This window comes from Romboutsia maritimum (assembly GCF_002251085.2).
GTDB lineage: Bacteria > Bacillota > Clostridia > Peptostreptococcales > Peptostreptococcaceae > Romboutsia_B > Romboutsia_B maritimum.
Window position 1 is genome coordinate 1 of record NZ_NOJZ02000030.1, and the last position, 17,079, is coordinate 17,079.

The window sequence follows — 17,079 nt, forward strand, 5'->3', positions numbered from 1 at the left end:
TAACTGCATTTAAAAATGATATTAATATATCAGGGTGTTTTTCATTTCCAAATATTCTTTTAAAAACAAAATCTACTTTAGGACTTAATAAATATGTCATTTCTACACTTCCTTTCTTTGTTTGTATATATTTTTATTATACTATGAATTCTTATTCAATAAAAAATTAAAAGACTAGATTTATATTTTTTATAAATTCATTTATTACTAAAATTTGTTCGTATATATTAATTAAATCTATGATTTTGTTAGATTTTAGATCATAGTTAACTAACTTATATATAAAATTATAGCATAATAAAAGACTAGTAATTAAACTAGTCTTTTTTACTTTATTTTCACTATTCTTTTCTTTTATTTTTCTTCCTTAAATTTTCTATTATTAAGACTACTATAAAAGAAGAAGGAACACTGGCTAATAAACAAGGTAATATAGTTTTCTTCATATGCATCATAAAAATCCTAGAATCACTAAAAATATTAACTCCATAGATAAACTGTTGATTTGTATACATACCTATTATTGAACCCAACAATTGTGCTAAAATTAGTGCCAAAAGAAAACAACATAAATTTTTTAATTTTTTCATATTAATTTTTTATTTAAAAAAACAGTTGCATAAGTATTACTACTAACTAACTTCATTCTTTGTGAATCAGAATAAAGATAGACACCCAATCTAAGTTTAGAATCTAATCTTCCAGCAATCACTGTCCCATACCCCCTTTATTATCTTATATTCTATTTTATATAGCTTTTTTCTTCGACCTTATTATTCTAAATGTAGTATTACATCACGTAATAGTTAAGAATAGGTAAAATACTTGTGATTTTATAAATATTTTGTTTTTAAATATATTAAAAATATACAGATATTCCTAAAATAGCAATTTAAGTGATTAGTTATTTTTTATTTTTACTTTTCTTAAAATACAATATTGACCCACCTAATATAGCTATACCTAATATGGTAAAGATAGCTATATGTGGGATTGTAATTATATATGATTTCATTAAAATACACTCCATTATATATATATTAATATTAACCTAATCCAACTTGAACATTTCCTGGACTTATAATACTTATATTGATTATTTATTTCTCATCACTATACATATTCACTATATTAAAAATATATCCTTCAAGGTCAACATATGTTTTTCATGAAGATTTGTACCAAAGTTGATTCAATATATTGATTTTACTATGTTCTTTTATTAAACTAAATAATCCCTAGACCTAAATTTTAAGACTAGTTCAACTTGTAAATTTTTCAGACTTTGGAAATGAAACAGATATTGAAAATCGACCATTACAATAGTAAGCATCAATTTTACCATCTAATTGTTTAACAATTTCCTTGGCTATTGACAATCCTAACCCTGTAGTTTTTTTATTTCTAGATTTATCTTTTGTATAAAAACGATCAAAAATATAATTTAAATCGTCTTTTGTCATTGATTCACTAAGATTTGAAAAAGTGAATGTATAACCATCAGTTTCCTGTATTTCAAAACGATAATCTCCACTTCCATGCGTAATTGCATTAAAAAGAATATTTGAAAATATTCTTTTTAATCCTTGTTCATCTCCTTTGATTATACAAGGATTCTTTGGAAAAATAACAGTTGGCTCTTGTCCCTTCTTAAAAAAATCATCATAATACATGGCAAGAATATCTATAAATATATTCTTAGCATCTATTGGAACACGTTCATAAACAATTTCTCCAGATTCAATGCGTACATACTCAAATAACTGTTCAAGTAACTTTTTAACTGTATTTTGTCTCTCCAGTACAATTGCTAAGTACTCTTGTCTTTCTTCTTCTGTAACATCTGATTGTAGCATTTGAACATATCCACCCGCAGTTGTCAAAGGAGTTCTCAAATCATGTGAGATATTAGTTATACTATCTCTAAAGTTTTTATTTAGCCTTTTAATCTGAATGCTCGAGAGTCTATTCTCATTTAACTGATTGTTTAGAATATTTACCAAACTTGTAATATCCTTTTGTCGTGCTAATACTGTTAATAATTGATTTGTATCTTTTATATTTATAATTTCCTCTAATTGTTTTGTAATATGTTTTATATTCTTACGATAATAAATATGGTAAATAATAAATATTATCAAAGTAATTAACAATATAAAAGTAGCTATCATCCAAATATTTTCCATTTTTAATCCCTTTTTTAATTAATCTACATCTCTCTTTGAAAATAATAAACTAGATCCAATAATAGTAATTATCCCAAGTGCTAAAAACACTATTGAACATTTGAAAACATCTTCAGAACTTGAAGTCAAATCAGTTACAATCCTTTGCATATTTGAAAGGGAATATTTTATAAAAATATCATTATTTGTTAATAATTTAAGAAATTGTGCAAAGTAATCTCCACTGATTACAAGTATTATAGAAATAGCAGTTGCAACTCCTCCGCTTTTAAATAGATACGATAGAAAAGTTCCAACCCCTACAACCCCAAAAAACATACAAAGTATTCCAATATTCATATTAAGAAATGCGGTTAAATCAACCTCTCCTAATTGGTTAAACATTGTACTTGATAGTAAGTTTAAAACACCGAATGCTAATAAAATTAATGTAATAGTAAAATATATAGCAATATATTGACCGAAAACTAATTTCCATCTAGATATTCCACGACAAGCCATTTGACGTACAGTACCATTTGCATATTCAGCAGTAATTAAAGACGTTACAAATATAAGAATAATATAGTAAATAAATTTTGCACTAAAAGATTCCTGGTAAATTAAAAATCCTGTTGTTAGCTGTTGGACTTCTTTACCATAATAAATGCTAAATCCAAGTGACATACTAAACATAAATAAAAGAATAATTGAAACAACAATTAAAATTTTACTTCTAAGTATTTTATAAAATTCACTAAAAACAATATTTATCATTATTTGTCCCCTCCCATTTTTGTTATAAAATATGATTCTATATCATCACCTTCTAGACCAATGTGAGATACTAAAACACCATTTTCAACTAACTCTTTGTTAATTTGGTAGGGCTTATCCAAATAATCATAAATATGTATTCTTCCTTCATCTAACACTTTATAATCAGTGCTTTTTATATTATTTTTTATAATGTATGCTGCCTTATCTGTATCATTAACTTTTAATGAAACGTATCTTTTACAGCGAGTTTCTAAATCTTTTGATTCAAATTCATCAATTAAATTTCCGTCTTTAATTATTCCATATTTTGTTGTAACTTTAGTAAGTTCACCTAAAATATGAGAAGAAATTAAAATAGTAATATCTCTTTCAGAATTAAGCTTTAAAAGTAATTCTCTAATTTCTATAATACCTGAAGGGTCTAATCCATTAATAGGCTCGTCTAAAATAAGAAAATCTGGATTTCCTATTAAAGAAATAGCAATTGATAGTCGCTGTTTCATACCAAGTGAAAAATTCTTAGTTTTCTTTTTGTCTGTATTTTGAAGGCCTACTAAATTAAGTAGTTTATCAACGTTACTATACTCTGAAACACCAAGTAACTTATTATAATAAATAAGATTTTGTCTAGCTGTCATTGAAGGATAAAGAGCTGGTTGTTCAATAACGCATCCAATTCGTTTCCTATTTTTATCTAAATCAGTACTTTCAAAAATTTTGACCTCACCGTTACTTGAATGAATCAAGCCACATATTATTTTCATAAGTGTAGTTTTACCTGCACCATTTTTACCGATTAAACCGTAAATATCACCTTTTTCAATGTTTATATTTACCTTGTTTAAGGCTATTTGGTTTTTATATTGTTTAGTTAGATTATTAGTTTGTAATACATAACTCATATCTTTTCACCTCTTACTTTCTGTAAATTAATTCTATATTTAAATCATAAATGAAAAATATCAAAATAGAATTTAGAAATTATCAAGAAAGTATCAAGTTTATAAAAACTAATTATCTTGCATTTTATATCCAATTCCCCAAACCGTTTTTATATATTTATCTCCATCATTTAATTTATTACGTAGATTACTGACATGTACAGTAACTGCTCTTTCATCAACGACATATTCCTCAGACCAAACGCTTTCAAATATGTTTTGCTTGGTAAATACCTTTTTAGGACTAGTAATTAATAGTTCTAATATAGAATATTCCTTTACCGTAAGCTCTATAGATTTATCATTAATATGTGCACTATGATTTTCACTATCTAAAATTAAATCTTTAAACTTAAAGACTTTAGTATTATTATTTGTAAAACCTTTATTTACCCTTCTTAATACCGCACCTATTCTTACTATTAATTCTTCATTATTAAAAGGCTTTGTAATATAATCATCTGCACCACCTTGAATCAATTCAATTTTAGTATTTAAATCATCTTTTGCCGATACACATATAATAGGAGTTTCAAATTGTTCATTAATCTTTATTAGTACTTCTTCACCACTTAATCCAGGTAACATTAAGTCTAGTAAAATTAAATCAAATGATTCTTTTTTTAACAACAATATAGCCTCTGTACCAGAAAATGCAGATTCTACTTCATAGTGATTTTTTGTTAATAAAGTTTGTAACATCTTGTTAATCTTAGGGTCATCTTCTACAATTAATATCTTAATCATTCTTATTCTCCTTATTTGATCTATACATAAAGTTAACATTTATTTCTTAGATTTATTCTTCTATGTATACTTTATCATATTGTACGTTACTATTGTATTTTTGTCTTTTATAATCGTATAATTAGAAATATAAAAATATAATTAGTAACAGAAAGGATAAGATTTAGATAATATGGGATTAGTAATTGGAATCATAGTAGTACTTATAGGATTAGTTTTATTGGGAGGATTAATAGGAGCTATTAAAGAAAGTGGTGAGTTAGGTCAATTATTTTTATTTGCTATATTTATGATTATAATATGTAGTATATTTGGAGGATTTATTCCATTTTCAGAGTTAATAATAAAAATATCTGGATTTGTAATTGTAGCTTTAATAATATATTTTGGATATAATATGATATTCAATTAAAATTAATTAATCACCTAAGATGAATGTATATCATATAGTTATAAATATGCAATAAGATACTTAGTGAAGGAAGTATCATCTGAAAAAGATGAATACACTTCCTTTTTTAGTATCAGCATATAATACTTGAAGTTTTAAATTATATTTCTAATACCTCATTATCTTCTTTTATTTGACATATTATAGTTTCCATCTTACTTATTAAATAAGCAATACATATTCCAATTATTAAGAAATTAATTCTCATTGTAATTGATAATTGTACGTTAAATAATAAAACAGCTGTAGTTAATGCATTGATAGTCACAAATACCATTTGTAATCCATACTCATTAACAAAGGTATATATATATCCTAAAACTAATGTTGCAATTATAGTATATTGTGATGGTATAAGTATTTTAAATAATATTATAAATGTAATTGAACCAATAATTGTTGCAATTAGACGTTTCTTTATACGTTCTTGTGTTTGTTCATGTTCAGGTTGAGTTAATGACATTACAGCAATACTAATCCACATTCCTTTTTGAGCACCTATTAATTTCCCTATAAAAACTGCTAATCCTATACCTATAGCCATTTTTAATGAGAATTTAAATCTTTCACTTCTGACATCTATTTCTTTCAACATGTCTAATATAGATTTAGTATTATAATTCTTCTTTCTATGAAAAAGATATAATACAGTTCCAACTAATACACCACCTATTAATATTGAAAGTATCCTTTTTATTTCGTCTCCACTTGCAATAGGATTACCTTCCATAAAAACATACAACAACATAAATGGTAGATATGCTTTACTTCTAATATCCTCTGTTACAATATAAAGTACTCCAAATACAGATATCAAATTTATAAATAATCCTAACATTGGATTTATGTGACTTATAGATGTAGCAACTCCTATATAAGAAAATAACCCAATTATTAAAAATACAGATTGATTTACATCATAGCCTATATTGATTTGCATAAACATTAATGTAGCAGTAACAACAACAACTCCAACAAGTAAATTTTGTTTTCCAAATATAGAACCATATCCATTAACAAAAATAATAATACCTGCTATTAATACTAATTTTTCAAGCAACAACTTAATAGTAATTTTTTTACTGTCTGTCTTCATTTAGTATTCAGTCTCCTTTTTATTTTCAATAGCACCAATGTTATCATACCTTTTTTTTAAAATCAATATTTCCATTTGACTATGTTTAGAACTAAGTAATAGCTTTTGAGAATTAATATTCTGTTAGTGTTTAATATTTAATTTACATATTTTTATATAATTCGCAAGGTTGTATATTATATTAAGATATATTTTATTTTAAAATAATTTTTATATAATACAGTTTTATAATGAATTGCATATTTATGTCAGATGAAATTAAAAGAAGTGCAGAAATTATAAAGTCAGGTAAATATGATAATTCTTTTACAGAAGAAGATAAAATAAAAAGCACTTACTAAGTAAAATTAGTAAGTGCTTTTTGTCCTGTATTTATAGATTAACCTATTTCTAGTGTATTTGCCTTAATTTCATTTATAGTTTTAATCAATTTATTTCTTTCTTCAATATTATTTTCAAATAAATCAATAATACCTCCAACAGTCCTAAATGGATCTTCCATTAATACCCTGTTATCCTCTATAAATCCATTTCTAACAACATAATCAACTATAAGCTTAACAAAATGTATCTGCTTAGTATTAAAACTCTCATTATTTAAAAACTCTGAAAAAGCCTCATTAGCAGCTTCCCTATCAAGTCCTACTAACTTTCTCACTAACTGAGTAACTGGAGTATCTCCAAATTCTTTTTTATAATCAGAAGAATTACCTAACTGCTTTAAAAGTATCTCCTCTAAAGTCTCAACATCCTGCTTTGTTATCTTTTTATTATTTCTTAACTTAAATATTGCTAACTCATCTTTATGAGATTTTAAATAATGCTCTACCTTCTTTTTATAATCCTTAAGGTCATTTGCATTATGCATAGAAGACCTTCTAACCTCAGAAATAATAATATCTTCAAAACTTGTATAATATAACTGTTGAGTAGACTTCTCAAGGTACTTAATAAGGTCTCTTAAAGCTCTACGAACCTCATCTAACTCAAATATATCCGAGCTTTCCCAAAACTCTTCATCCATAGCCTTTTCAATTATATGCTTTTGCTTTTTAACTTGAGGTATGGTTCCAATCTTTGAAAGTTTCTCAGCTGTAGTTATTACATATTTTATACCTCTAGTTGCACTATTGTCTTGTAAATATGCTAAAACTATATTATACATTACTATATCAAACCTCTTAGCAAGTTCATCTTCACCCATTGAAGTTATAAGAATCGCTATATGTTCCCTTATTTCATTTTGGTCTATTGCTCCAAGGCTATTCCAATTATCTTCGTTTTTATACTTATGAACATAATTTAAATTCATTCTAACTAAGAAATCACTTTCATTTAAAGCCTTAACAGAAGTAATTAACTCATTTAATAACTCTTTTCTAAGATTCAAATACTTATCTTCTGTATATCTAATATCTTGAAGTTCTTTAATAATACCAACTTTTAAATTAAATAATTTTTCAGTAAGTGTCTCTGTTTTACCACCTTCAAATCCTTTAGGGTTAACACTAAAGAATTCAATATTACTACAAAAATCAAATATTAAGAACTTTTCCTTGTCCATTCCAACACCTAATAAATCAGGACAAAGTCTTGTTCCACGACCTATCATTTGCCAGAACTTAGTTTTACTTCTTACCTTCTTAAAAAATACAAGATTTAAAATTTCAGGTATATCAATACCAGTATCAAGCATATCGACAGAAACTGCTATTTGAGGTAATTTATTTTTATCAGAGAAATCATCTATGATAGAATCTACATACTCCGTATTATAACCAACTGCCTTGGCAAAGTTACCACCATACTCTGGGTATAATTTATTAAACCTTTCAACTATAGCATCTGCATGATTTCTGTTTTTTGCAAAGATTATAGTTTTGCCTAGTTTTTCTCCTCCTTCAATTCTTAAACCTTCAGTCATTAACTTATTTAAAACTAAATCTATAGTATTTGCATTGAATAGCCATTCATTTATAGCAGGACTTTCTATTTCATCTCCAACATTCTCATCATCATCAAATGTCTCTTCATACTCAGCCTTTTCTTCCTCACTAAGTTCATCATACTTAATACCATCTGATAAAACCTTAGTTTCAGGTTCAATACTCGTATAATCTACTAAGTACCCATCTTCTACTGCCTTATCATAGTCATAAGCATAAGTTGGTACTCCATTTTCCATATCAAAAATCTCATAAGTATTTTTATCAATTTCATCCTTTGGAGTAGCCGTAAGTCCCAATAAATAAGAATCAAAATAATCAAAAATTGATTTATACTTTTTATAAATACTTCTATGAGATTCATCAACTATAATTAAATCAAAATGCCCTGGTGTAAATAATCTCTTACCATCCTTTGACTTTGTATCATCAATAGCATTCATCATAGTAGGATAAGTAGAAAAAATCATTCTAGCCTCTTCTGGATTATCTTTATTATCAAGTAAATTACATAATGCTAAATTTGGTAATAACTTAGAAAAGTTATTCTTAGCTTGTTTTACTAAAGCTTTTCTATCTGCTAAAAATAAAACATTTTTAACCCAGTTATGTCTAGATAAAACATCAACTATAGATATAGCAGTTCTAGTCTTACCAGTACCAGTAGCACAAACTAAAAGAGCTTTACGTTGTCTACTTTCTAAAGCCTCACAAACTGACGTAATAGCTTCCTTTTGATAATATCTATTAGATATATCATCATTTATCTTTATATTATTTAAAGAATCTCTTCTAGTTCTTCTATCTATCATAAGTTGTAACTCTGACTTTTTATAAAACCCATAAACTTGTCTTTCAGCATAATCGTCCCAAATAAGTGTCTTAAAACCGTTAGTTAAAAATATTATAGGTCTTTGTCCATATTGTTTTTCTAAACAATCTGCATACAACTTAGCTTGTTGGTAACCAATTTCAGGCTTTTTACTTGTTCTTTTGGCTTCAACTACAGCAAGTGGCTTCATATTATCACCATAAAGAACATAATCAACATATCCTAATCCACTATCATTAGGCATACCATTAACTTCAACTTCTTCGCCAATATCTTTTTTAAACTCCCACCCAGCAAGTTTTAACTCTACATCTATATATCTCTTTCTTGTTTCAAACTCACTAATTTCATCAACCTTAAAGTCATAGTTTTCAGTATTAACTTTTCTCTTCTCAGTTAATGACTTTCTTAACTCTTCATTTTCCTTTATCATTTCCTCAAGCTTTTTATCTTTAGAGCTTAATTTTTCATAAAGGTCTTGAAGTTCCTTTGGTTTAGTTCTTTTTTCTTCACCGTAAAGTAATACACTTTCATCAAAATCACTTGCAGTATACTCATCTGAATAACAATAATCTATCCAACTAACAAACTGATGTAAATTACGAAGAGATAAAATAGCCTCGCCTCTTTCTATTATTTGATTAGTGTGAACAGACATATTACCTAACTTAACTATATATTTAAGTAAAGGCAACATATTATAATCTATAAGCTCAATAAAACTATGGTTATGAATTAATGAGCTAAGATTATCTTGATACGGTAATCTTAAATCACTATCATTACTATATACCCACTTTACAGCAAGTTCTAAAGCCCTTCTTGTGATAGTTGCACAAGTAGATGGACTAACTAATATACTTTTTTCTGCTTCTATACAAGCATTGTTAAAACTATTGAAGTTTTCCTTATTTTTTAAAAACTCAAAATTACTCATAAATCTTCCCCTCTTAAAAACTCTTTGCCCTTTATATAGATTTTTTACAACTATTTCTTATACTAATAAATACTTCTTCATTCTGTGAAAATAACTCATACATTTCTTCAAACTCTGGTATATCATAACCATGTGAATCATCGTTTCTTAACTTACGTAACGTCTCTATAACGATAGAAGAATTTTTTGGTAATAAATCATGATACTCACAACCTAAAAGATAATCATAGAAAGTTTTAGATTTTATGTTTAAATCAATTGATTTATAATATAACATTGCTTTTGTTAATTCTAGAAAAGAAACCATATAATTTTTAAATCCTTCTTTGATATATCTCTCCCATAATACAGGCATGTCCTCTTTGCTATATAACATTTTAAAGTTTTGTAAATCATATAAACAAGAACCAAAATCTCTATTTACTTCCTCTATTGAGCTCCATGCTAATTTATTTTTAACCACCATACATATCCCTCCAGTTTAAAATATCTATTACATCACTATTTTCAATATAGAAATTATTTAGATAATGTTTAAAATCTTTAGTTTCATAAATAACATCACCTTCAAAAATAGCTTTTCTAAGTGCTATTGTATAGTTCTCTGTAACAATTTTTAAATCTACATCAATATCAAGTACTCTTCTTAGAGCCTCGGTTTTAACTATTAGTTCTGTAATCGGTACTTTTTTGTTAGGAATCCATGCTATATCTATATCACTTTCTGAAGTCTCTTTATCTGTGCCGTAACTACCAAATATTATAATAGCTAGAGTGCTTTCTTTTGGAAATACATTTACTATTGAATTTTTAACTTCCTCTGGTATATTTCTCATTTAATCACCTCGTATCTATTAGGCAATGCCACTTAGTTAAATAATTCTCCTTTAAAAGCTTTTTGCATTAATGAATTAAAGTTATTTTCTAATTCTTGTAAGCTCTTTTCCATTTTAAATTTCAATTTGTCGACTTGCTTAACGAAGTCTACAAATTTATTTTGAAGTTCTATCGGAGGAACTATAATATTGACTTCTCTAATTGCATCCTTAGTTATAGTTTTCGTTACAGCACCTCTTACTTTTTCATTTATTCTAATTTCCATATATGAAGTTGATAGTAAATTATATAAAAATATATGATTTACTTTATTTTCATCAAATCTTAATAAAAATTGATTCATCGCTAAAGATACTGGTCTATTTAAAAATGGCATTAAATAAACCTTTCCTGCACTACCTATCTTATTTATTATGATTTCGCCACCGAATACTTTTGATTTTTCAAGATGGTTATATGCATGTTCATCAATATACTTCACATCATCTTCAAAGTTATTCTTTTCTAAATCTGTTGTTCTTACCATTAATGCATAGCTTGGTGTATCTAAAAGCGTTACATTATCTCTTAAAGTCTCATAACTTCCATTTGAATGGTAATCAGTTAATACCTTTAAGTATTTACCAATTCCTGAAACTTCCCATCCTTTTTCATTCTTTGATGGATCTCCAAACAGCTCGATAAATCTTGATTTAACTAATTCATCCAACCTTTTTATTTGCTCTTTCCTTTTATCTATTAACTCCCCCGCTTTATCTAAAACTTTTACTATTTTAATTTGACTATCTATGGTAGTTGGCACTGGTATTTCTATATTTCGTATTTCTTTTAAGTGCAAATTCTGAACTCCAATTCCCTTTAAATTTTTATTAAATTGACGCTTTGTCATAGGGCTGTTAATAGCATGTAATAAATATTGAGGATATATTATTCCTTTAGGTCTTAATAATGCTAAGCTAACATAAATATCAAAAATTTCATCTCTATCTACTAGTGCTGCTACCCCTGTTGTTCCATTTTTAGCCAATAGTATATCATTTATTTGCGGCTTTAATCTTTTACTCAACTTTTCATGTAACTGTTCTGGAATATATTTAACATTATTCCAATCTATCTTTCCACTTGTAACATTCTTAGATGATAAAAATATATATCCGTCGTTACTATATGTGGGAGTTTGATGTGTCCCATCAGTAATGATAGAACAAAGGTCGTCCAATTTTATAAATTCCATATCCTACACCTCTAGCATTCTTTCTAATTCTTCTAAACCACTAGATATTTCCTTCTCTAGCTCTTTTACTCTGTTCATAATCACACTAGGGGCATCATAAACTACTTCCTCATAAACTACCTCTTTATATTTATTAATAGATAAATCATATCCATTTTCTCTTATTTCCTCTACATCAACAAAGAAACTTTGCTCTGTTCTTTTTCTCTCAACTTCTTTATCAAGATTATTAAATCTCTCAATTATATCTCCTATATCATTATCTTCTATCTCATTTCTCTTATCATCTAAAGAATATCCATCTGCTTTCATATCATAGAACCACACTTTATCAGTTCCACCAGTATTAGTTTTAGTAAATATCATTATAGCAGTTGAAACTCCTGCATATGGCTTAAATACTCCACTTGGCATTGAAATTATACCTTCTAATTTATGATTTTCAACTATTTCTTTTCTTATTGATTTATGTCCACCTGTTGAACCAAATAAAACTCCATCTGGTACTATTGAAGCACATCTTCCCCCTACTTTTAAAGCTCTAAGGAATAATGCTAAGAATAATAATTCTGTTTTCTTTGTTTTAGTTATTTTTAATAAATCTGCACTTACTGCTTCATAATCTAAACTTCCTTTAAATGGAGGATTTGCTAAAACTAATGTAAACTTCTCTTTGTCTGTATTTACTTCTGATAAAGAGTCCTTGTATTCAATATTAGGATTATCAACACCATGTAACATCATGTTCATAGCACCTATTCTAAGCATAGTTCTATCCATGTCAAATCCATAGAACATATTATTATTAAAGTGTTCTTTTAATCCTTGTACTAAGAAAAGATCTGCATGATTATCTCTTAAATATTGTTGTGATGATACTAAGAAACCTGCAGAACCTGCTGCTGGGTCTACTATAATATCCTCTGGAGTTGGCTTCATAAGATTTACTATCATATCTATTATATGTCTTGGAGTTCTAAATTGACCATTAGTACCTGCCGTAGCAACCTTTGATAGTAAATACTCGTATAAATCTCCCTTTGTATCCTTATCCTTATTTAATTCTAAATTATTAATTCCATCAACTATTTTAGATAACATAAGCGGTGTAGGAATCTTAAATATTGCATCTCCCATATATTTAGCATAAGCTGAGTCTTTATGATTATGTAATTTTTTAATAAAAGGAAATACTTCATTTTGTACTATTTCATACATTTTCTCTGAATTTCCTTCATTAGCAAATTTACTCCATCTTAAATGTTGTTGTTCGCTATTAAATGTATTATCAAAAGAAACACCTAAAAGTGTTGCTTCTGCTTCTTTTTTTGTTTCTACATCATCTAATCCTTTAATAAATAAAAGATATGTAAATTGTTCTATAACTTCTAGTGGGTTAGTAAGCCCGCCAGTCCAAAATGTTTCCCATATTTTATCTACTTTACTTCTTAATTCTCCTGTAATCATATGTTATTTACCTTCCTGACTTTATTTTTAGATATATTTTTTTATATCATCATTAACAGTTGACATATCAATATTTTTATCTTATGCAACTTCTATTATATATCTATTTCCACTTAAGTTAAAATCATTATCTTTTATATCTTTAAATTTTACTATTTTCAAAAAAATCTTCTTCATCTGAGCGACGTGTCGGCGAAATACTTTATGTCGCCAACGACCTTAAAAATCATGTCTGTTGCTCAAATTTAGAGGTTGGAAATTAAAAAAGGGAATGTCTCAAAAGTATAATAATTTTATTAAAGAATCAATTACATTATATCTTATGGGAAAATATAGTATGATTAATGGTAAGTTACAATAATTTAAATTATTATATTTATGGAAAGAGAGCGATTTGTAAATATGAAAAAATTAATAATTACTTTATTTATTCTACTGATAACTATTATAATATTTCTTTTTAATTTTCCTTGTATAATCAATAAAAATTTAAACAATCTTGATGTATCTTTATCAATAAATCCATGTAAAGAACCAGATGTATATAATGTGAATATACAAATGGAAAATAAAAATAGTAGTGTTGATATATTAAAAAATAATTTTATAATAGCATATGCTCTGAATGGCAATAAATACGAAATTTTAGGTGATAATAGTGAAAGGGTTCATGTTAAAAATAAACAAACAAATAAGATATCTCAAACCTATTATTTTAGTGGTGGTTCTAAACATGGTGCTTATATAAATATAAATAAAGATTTGAGAGAAATAATATACAATAATAAATCTATCTTAGAATTATCATTTAAAATAAAACCAAAAGCTAATTATGAACAAGACTCTAAAACTGACAAACTAATTGTAAATATCTCTCCTTATAAAAATAAAACTAATGAAATCAATATTTCTAATGAATGTATACAAATGTCTACTGATATTAATGATAATAGTAGAAAATTGATATATGACTTGTCTATTGCTTACGATGATAGTAGAAAACCTTTAAATAAGTAAACTTAATAATTTTTAAATTTTTTATAATATTCCCCATTTACATTAATTATTATTTCTTCACAGCCAAACAATAATTAATATTATCAAATGCTGTTATAGGATGTTCTGAATTTAATTGATTATATGTTTTGAAATACTGCTCTGTTATTTCATTTGGTGTCAAATGCTCATAAATCAAGAAATTGCTATCAGCCAATAACTTCTCCAACTCTAAATAAGAATAGCTTGCAAGCATTTTTTCATTTGCTCCCTCAGCCATTGCTGCTTGCTTTTTAGCTCTTTCTCCTGCTTTTGGAGTATAGTTATTCTCATCTGGATAATCAAAAACAATACCACTACCTTTTGGTACAATGCTTGAAATAGTATTAATTGTTTCAGCAAAAGTTTGCTTAGACAGATAATAGCTTATTCCAAGTAAACTGCAAAAACTAATTTTGCTTTGATCAAATTCTGAACAGGCAAGTAAATTGCTTTCCCAGTTATTTTTTGTAAAATCAACAGATACATAATGCAGATTAGCAGGTTTTTCTGCTACTACTGATTGAATACGCTTTTGCTTGTCAAAACCAGTAGCAGGATGATCAAGTTCAAATATTTGAATTTTTGATGCCCAGTCAGGCTGACGATATGCAAATGTATCATATCCTGCAGCAAAAATCATATATTGCTTTGCACCAATTCTTACAGCATTTTCAAGTGCTTTTTCTGCAAATGCCGCTCTACCAAGTGGCGATGGAGATAATTGATTATCTACAATCCACTTCAAGGCTTCTTCCTGTGTACCCTCAAATGATGGATTGAAGAAACTAATTCCTTTTGACATATTACTTGCAATTTGTTCATATTCATGCTTAGTTAAAATATCCTTTGCCAAGTAATCATCAAATACGTGTTCTGTATTTTGTACTGAATGATATGCCCTTGAAAAGGCACTTACTAATGCGGTCATGCTTTTTTGTTCCATAAAATTATCACCTCTAATAATTAATACCACTTCATTTCTAGCAGTGCAAGACTTGAAAATTACCCTATTTTATGGTATTATAAAGGTATAAAAGATGAATAAAAAAAGCCTTCACGTCTATAGTGATGGCTTTTTTTATTTAGAATTATCACATTTATATTATATAATTTATAACTATTTTTATCTTGAAGTTCCATTATGCAATTTCTCTTCTTCTTCCTCTAAAATTTTATCCATATTAGAAAATCTCTCTTCTTTTTCTTTTATTTTATTTTGAATATACTCTTCATATCCATTTTTAGAGTTAAAGCCTTTTTCTATATCTTTAGGATTAGAATCCATTTCATAAATATCTCTTTCTACTAATAATTTATCTTGTTTTGTATTTATATAAATTATATGTTCTTCAATCATACCACTAGTATCATCTAAATCTGCATATTTAAAATCAACTATTTCATTAACATAAACTTTTATGAAATCTTTATCTTTATTAATTTCTTTAATATCTAAATTTAATTTATACCATTCAATTTTTTGCCCATAAGTAGAAATCATTTTTGAATTCAGTTTATCATATGTACTTAAATAACTTCCTGGTAATATACTTTTATTCTCTGAATATTGTAAGCTTTTTTGAATTTCTAATGAATGTGAAAAGTATTCTGTTAAAATTTTTTTCACATCTTCATTTTGTAAACTATCTCCTTTTTGTAAACTATCTATATTTGTTTTTACAATTAGAAAAATAAATATTGCCAAAATCAATGTTATCCCCGTAATTAAATATTTTTTCATTTGCAAATCTCCTCCCTTTGTATAATCTAATTGTAACATAACTACACTTATAACTAATTAAATAAAAAAAGGAGGAACAAATATATGCCAGAAATAATTCAAACTAAAGATATGTCATCACTAAACATAAATTTATTTAACTCTTTTAAACATCGGATGATTTTCACTAAACTGAATTAAATCCCATAAGTTACCATATAAGTCTTTAAATACAGCAACAGTTCCATAATCCTGTTCTTTAGGTTTTCTAACAAATTCTATTCCAACTTTTAACATTTCATTATAATCACGCCAAAAGTCATCAGTTCCTAAGAAAAGAAAAACTCTTCCTCCAGCTTGATTCCCTATAAAAGGCTCTTGTTCTGATTTAGATGCTCTTGCAAGTAATATTGTTGTTCCATTTGAACCAGGTGGAGATATTAATACCCATCTTTTATCTTGCTCGGGTTGATATGTATCTTCTATTAATGTAAAATGAAGTTTTTGTGTATAAAACTCGATTGCTTCATCATAATCTTTTACTACTAAAGCAATATAAACTACTGATTGAACCATTATTTATCCTCCTTTTATGATATAAACAATTAATAAACAAATGCTTAATTTATATTATAATTATATAAAAAACTAATGCACCATATATAACAATTTTAAATTATATTATATTTAATTACACTATATTTTACCATATAATTTCCATAAACCTCTCCAATATAAATTTCTAAAAAATAATCCTCAAATACATTTTAGGACTTAAAACCCAAACATAACTACACTTATAATTAATCAAATAAAAAAAAGGAGGAACAAAGATATGCCAGAAATAATCCAAACTAAAGACATGTCATCACTAAACATAAAATTTGA

General features: G+C 26.7%; 19 protein-coding genes. 2 read left to right on the plus strand and 17 right to left on the minus strand.

Translation table 11 applies throughout. From position 1 onward, the window contains the following. The 8 genes from CHF27_RS11995 to CHF27_RS12020 form a co-directional block, all read right to left on the minus strand. Nucleotides 1-100, minus strand: a 100-nt coding sequence (locus tag CHF27_RS11995; protein ID WP_199533669.1) for a PD-(D/E)XK nuclease family transposase, incomplete at its 3' end; no start/stop codon positions are given. Between the two features lie 241 nt (nucleotides 101-341). Beyond that, on the minus strand, nucleotides 342-557 hold the full coding sequence (locus CHF27_RS14120) for a hypothetical protein (RefSeq protein ID WP_158534763.1): 216 nt from the start codon (nucleotides 555-557) through the stop codon (nucleotides 342-344). Between the two features lie 29 nt (nucleotides 558-586). Further along, nucleotides 587-712 carry a hypothetical protein gene (locus CHF27_RS14600; RefSeq protein ID WP_274541571.1) on the minus strand — a complete coding sequence of 42 codons (126 nt, stop codon included), beginning with the start codon at nucleotides 710-712 and terminating at the stop codon, nucleotides 587-589. 192 nt (nucleotides 713-904) lie between these two features. Beyond that, nucleotides 905-1,030, minus strand: coding sequence for an LPXTG cell wall anchor domain-containing protein (locus tag CHF27_RS14750; protein ID WP_115976192.1), 126 nt, complete (start codon nucleotides 1,028-1,030; stop codon nucleotides 905-907). 232 nt (nucleotides 1,031-1,262) lie between these two features. Beyond that, nucleotides 1,263-2,186 carry a sensor histidine kinase gene (locus CHF27_RS14500; protein ID WP_095405327.1) on the minus strand — a complete coding sequence of 308 codons (924 nt, stop codon included), beginning with the start codon at nucleotides 2,184-2,186 and terminating at the stop codon, nucleotides 1,263-1,265. An 18-nt stretch (nucleotides 2,187-2,204) separates the two neighbouring features. Further along, on the minus strand, nucleotides 2,205-2,942 hold the full coding sequence (locus CHF27_RS12010; RefSeq protein ID WP_095405328.1) for an ABC transporter permease: 738 nt from the start codon (nucleotides 2,940-2,942) through the stop codon (nucleotides 2,205-2,207). Continuing rightward, the gene (locus CHF27_RS12015; protein WP_095405329.1) at nucleotides 2,942-3,847 is read right to left on the minus strand and encodes an ATP-binding cassette domain-containing protein; all 906 of its coding nucleotides are present in this window, start codon (nucleotides 3,845-3,847) and stop codon (nucleotides 2,942-2,944) included. The genes CHF27_RS12010 and CHF27_RS12015 overlap by 1 nt, the downstream gene beginning before the upstream one ends. A gap of 108 nt (nucleotides 3,848-3,955) precedes the next feature. Next, nucleotides 3,956-4,633 carry a response regulator transcription factor gene (locus tag CHF27_RS12020; protein ID WP_095405330.1) on the minus strand — a complete coding sequence of 226 codons (678 nt, stop codon included), beginning with the start codon at nucleotides 4,631-4,633 and terminating at the stop codon, nucleotides 3,956-3,958. 172 nt (nucleotides 4,634-4,805) lie between these two features. Here CHF27_RS12020 and CHF27_RS12025 point away from each other — a divergent pair, with 172 nt between their 5' ends. Next, on the plus strand, nucleotides 4,806-5,045 hold the full coding sequence (locus tag CHF27_RS12025) for a hypothetical protein (RefSeq protein WP_095405331.1): 240 nt from the start codon (nucleotides 4,806-4,808) through the stop codon (nucleotides 5,043-5,045). A 139-nt stretch (nucleotides 5,046-5,184) separates the two neighbouring features. Here CHF27_RS12025 and CHF27_RS12030 read toward each other — a convergent pair whose 3' ends face one another. The 6 genes from CHF27_RS12030 to CHF27_RS12055 form a co-directional block, all read right to left on the minus strand. Next, nucleotides 5,185-6,180, minus strand: coding sequence for an FUSC family protein (locus CHF27_RS12030; protein WP_095405332.1), 996 nt, complete (start codon nucleotides 6,178-6,180; stop codon nucleotides 5,185-5,187). 379 nt (nucleotides 6,181-6,559) lie between these two features. Next, nucleotides 6,560-9,895 (minus strand): DEAD/DEAH box helicase family protein, encoded by a 3,336-nt coding sequence (locus tag CHF27_RS12035; protein WP_115976195.1) that lies wholly within the window; start codon nucleotides 9,893-9,895, stop codon nucleotides 6,560-6,562. A gap of 31 nt (nucleotides 9,896-9,926) precedes the next feature. Then, nucleotides 9,927-10,361 carry a hypothetical protein gene (locus CHF27_RS12040; protein WP_115976198.1) on the minus strand — a complete coding sequence of 145 codons (435 nt, stop codon included), beginning with the start codon at nucleotides 10,359-10,361 and terminating at the stop codon, nucleotides 9,927-9,929. Beyond that, on the minus strand, nucleotides 10,351-10,731 hold the full coding sequence (locus CHF27_RS12045) for a nucleotidyltransferase domain-containing protein (RefSeq protein WP_115976201.1): 381 nt from the start codon (nucleotides 10,729-10,731) through the stop codon (nucleotides 10,351-10,353). Before CHF27_RS12045 ends, CHF27_RS12040 begins: the two co-directional genes overlap by 11 nt. 32 nt (nucleotides 10,732-10,763) lie before the next feature. After that, the gene (locus tag CHF27_RS12050; protein WP_115976204.1) at nucleotides 10,764-11,966 is read right to left on the minus strand and encodes a restriction endonuclease subunit S; all 1,203 of its coding nucleotides are present in this window, start codon (nucleotides 11,964-11,966) and stop codon (nucleotides 10,764-10,766) included. Between the two features lie 3 nt (nucleotides 11,967-11,969). After that, on the minus strand, nucleotides 11,970-13,433 hold the full coding sequence (locus CHF27_RS12055; RefSeq protein ID WP_115976207.1) for a type I restriction-modification system subunit M: 1,464 nt from the start codon (nucleotides 13,431-13,433) through the stop codon (nucleotides 11,970-11,972). Between the two features lie 402 nt (nucleotides 13,434-13,835). Here CHF27_RS12055 and CHF27_RS12060 point away from each other — a divergent pair, with 402 nt between their 5' ends. Then, entirely contained in the window at nucleotides 13,836-14,450 is a 615-nt protein-coding gene (locus CHF27_RS12060) for a hypothetical protein (protein WP_115976210.1), read from the plus strand. Between the two features lie 49 nt (nucleotides 14,451-14,499). On the opposite strand, the gene CHF27_RS12065 is transcribed toward CHF27_RS12060, so the two are convergent. The 3 genes from CHF27_RS12065 to CHF27_RS12075 all read right to left on the minus strand — a co-directional run bounded on the left by CHF27_RS12065 (nucleotide 14,500) and on the right by CHF27_RS12075 (nucleotide 16,767). Continuing rightward, nucleotides 14,500-15,414 (minus strand): class I SAM-dependent methyltransferase, encoded by a 915-nt coding sequence (locus CHF27_RS12065; RefSeq protein WP_115976212.1) that lies wholly within the window; start codon nucleotides 15,412-15,414, stop codon nucleotides 14,500-14,502. A gap of 180 nt (nucleotides 15,415-15,594) precedes the next feature. Next, a complete protein-coding gene (locus CHF27_RS12070) occupies nucleotides 15,595-16,212 on the minus strand; it encodes a hypothetical protein (RefSeq protein ID WP_095405147.1) in 618 nt (205 codons plus the stop codon). A 132-nt stretch (nucleotides 16,213-16,344) separates the two neighbouring features. Then, complete coding sequence (locus CHF27_RS12075) at nucleotides 16,345-16,767, minus strand: VOC family protein (protein WP_095405148.1); 423 nt, start codon at nucleotides 16,765-16,767, stop codon at nucleotides 16,345-16,347. Between the last annotated feature and the right edge of the window lie 312 nt (nucleotides 16,768-17,079).

Excerpts from the sequence above, each read along its gene's own strand:
- CHF27_RS14750 (WP_115976192.1), bottom strand. The coding sequence starts at position 1,030 with ATGGAGTGTATTTTAATGAAATCATATATAATTACAATCCCACATATA.
- CHF27_RS14500 (WP_095405327.1), bottom strand. The coding sequence starts at position 2,186 with ATGGAAAATATTTGGATGATAGCTACTTTTATATTGTTAATTACTTTG.
- CHF27_RS12010 (WP_095405328.1), bottom strand. The coding sequence starts at position 2,942 with ATGATAAATATTGTTTTTAGTGAATTTTATAAAATACTTAGAAGTAAA.
- CHF27_RS12015 (WP_095405329.1), bottom strand. The coding sequence starts at position 3,847 with ATGAGTTATGTATTACAAACTAATAATCTAACTAAACAATATAAAAAC.
- CHF27_RS12020 (WP_095405330.1), bottom strand. The coding sequence starts at position 4,633 with ATGATTAAGATATTAATTGTAGAAGATGACCCTAAGATTAACAAGATG.
- CHF27_RS12025 (WP_095405331.1), top strand. The coding sequence starts at position 4,806 with ATGGGATTAGTAATTGGAATCATAGTAGTACTTATAGGATTAGTTTTA.
- CHF27_RS12030 (WP_095405332.1), bottom strand. The coding sequence starts at position 6,180 with ATGAAGACAGACAGTAAAAAAATTACTATTAAGTTGTTGCTTGAAAAA.
- CHF27_RS12035 (WP_115976195.1), bottom strand. The coding sequence starts at position 9,895 with ATGAGTAATTTTGAGTTTTTAAAAAATAAGGAAAACTTCAATAGTTTT.
- CHF27_RS12040 (WP_115976198.1), bottom strand. The coding sequence starts at position 10,361 with ATGGTGGTTAAAAATAAATTAGCATGGAGCTCAATAGAGGAAGTAAAT.
- CHF27_RS12045 (WP_115976201.1), bottom strand. The coding sequence starts at position 10,731 with ATGAGAAATATACCAGAGGAAGTTAAAAATTCAATAGTAAATGTATTT.
- CHF27_RS12050 (WP_115976204.1), bottom strand. The coding sequence starts at position 11,966 with ATGGAATTTATAAAATTGGACGACCTTTGTTCTATCATTACTGATGGG.
- CHF27_RS12055 (WP_115976207.1), bottom strand. The coding sequence starts at position 13,433 with ATGATTACAGGAGAATTAAGAAGTAAAGTAGATAAAATATGGGAAACA.
- CHF27_RS12060 (WP_115976210.1), top strand. The coding sequence starts at position 13,836 with ATGAAAAAATTAATAATTACTTTATTTATTCTACTGATAACTATTATA.
- CHF27_RS12065 (WP_115976212.1), bottom strand. The coding sequence starts at position 15,414 with ATGGAACAAAAAAGCATGACCGCATTAGTAAGTGCCTTTTCAAGGGCA.
- CHF27_RS12070 (WP_095405147.1), bottom strand. The coding sequence starts at position 16,212 with ATGAAAAAATATTTAATTACGGGGATAACATTGATTTTGGCAATATTT.
- CHF27_RS12075 (WP_095405148.1), bottom strand. The coding sequence starts at position 16,767 with ATGGTTCAATCAGTAGTTTATATTGCTTTAGTAGTAAAAGATTATGAT.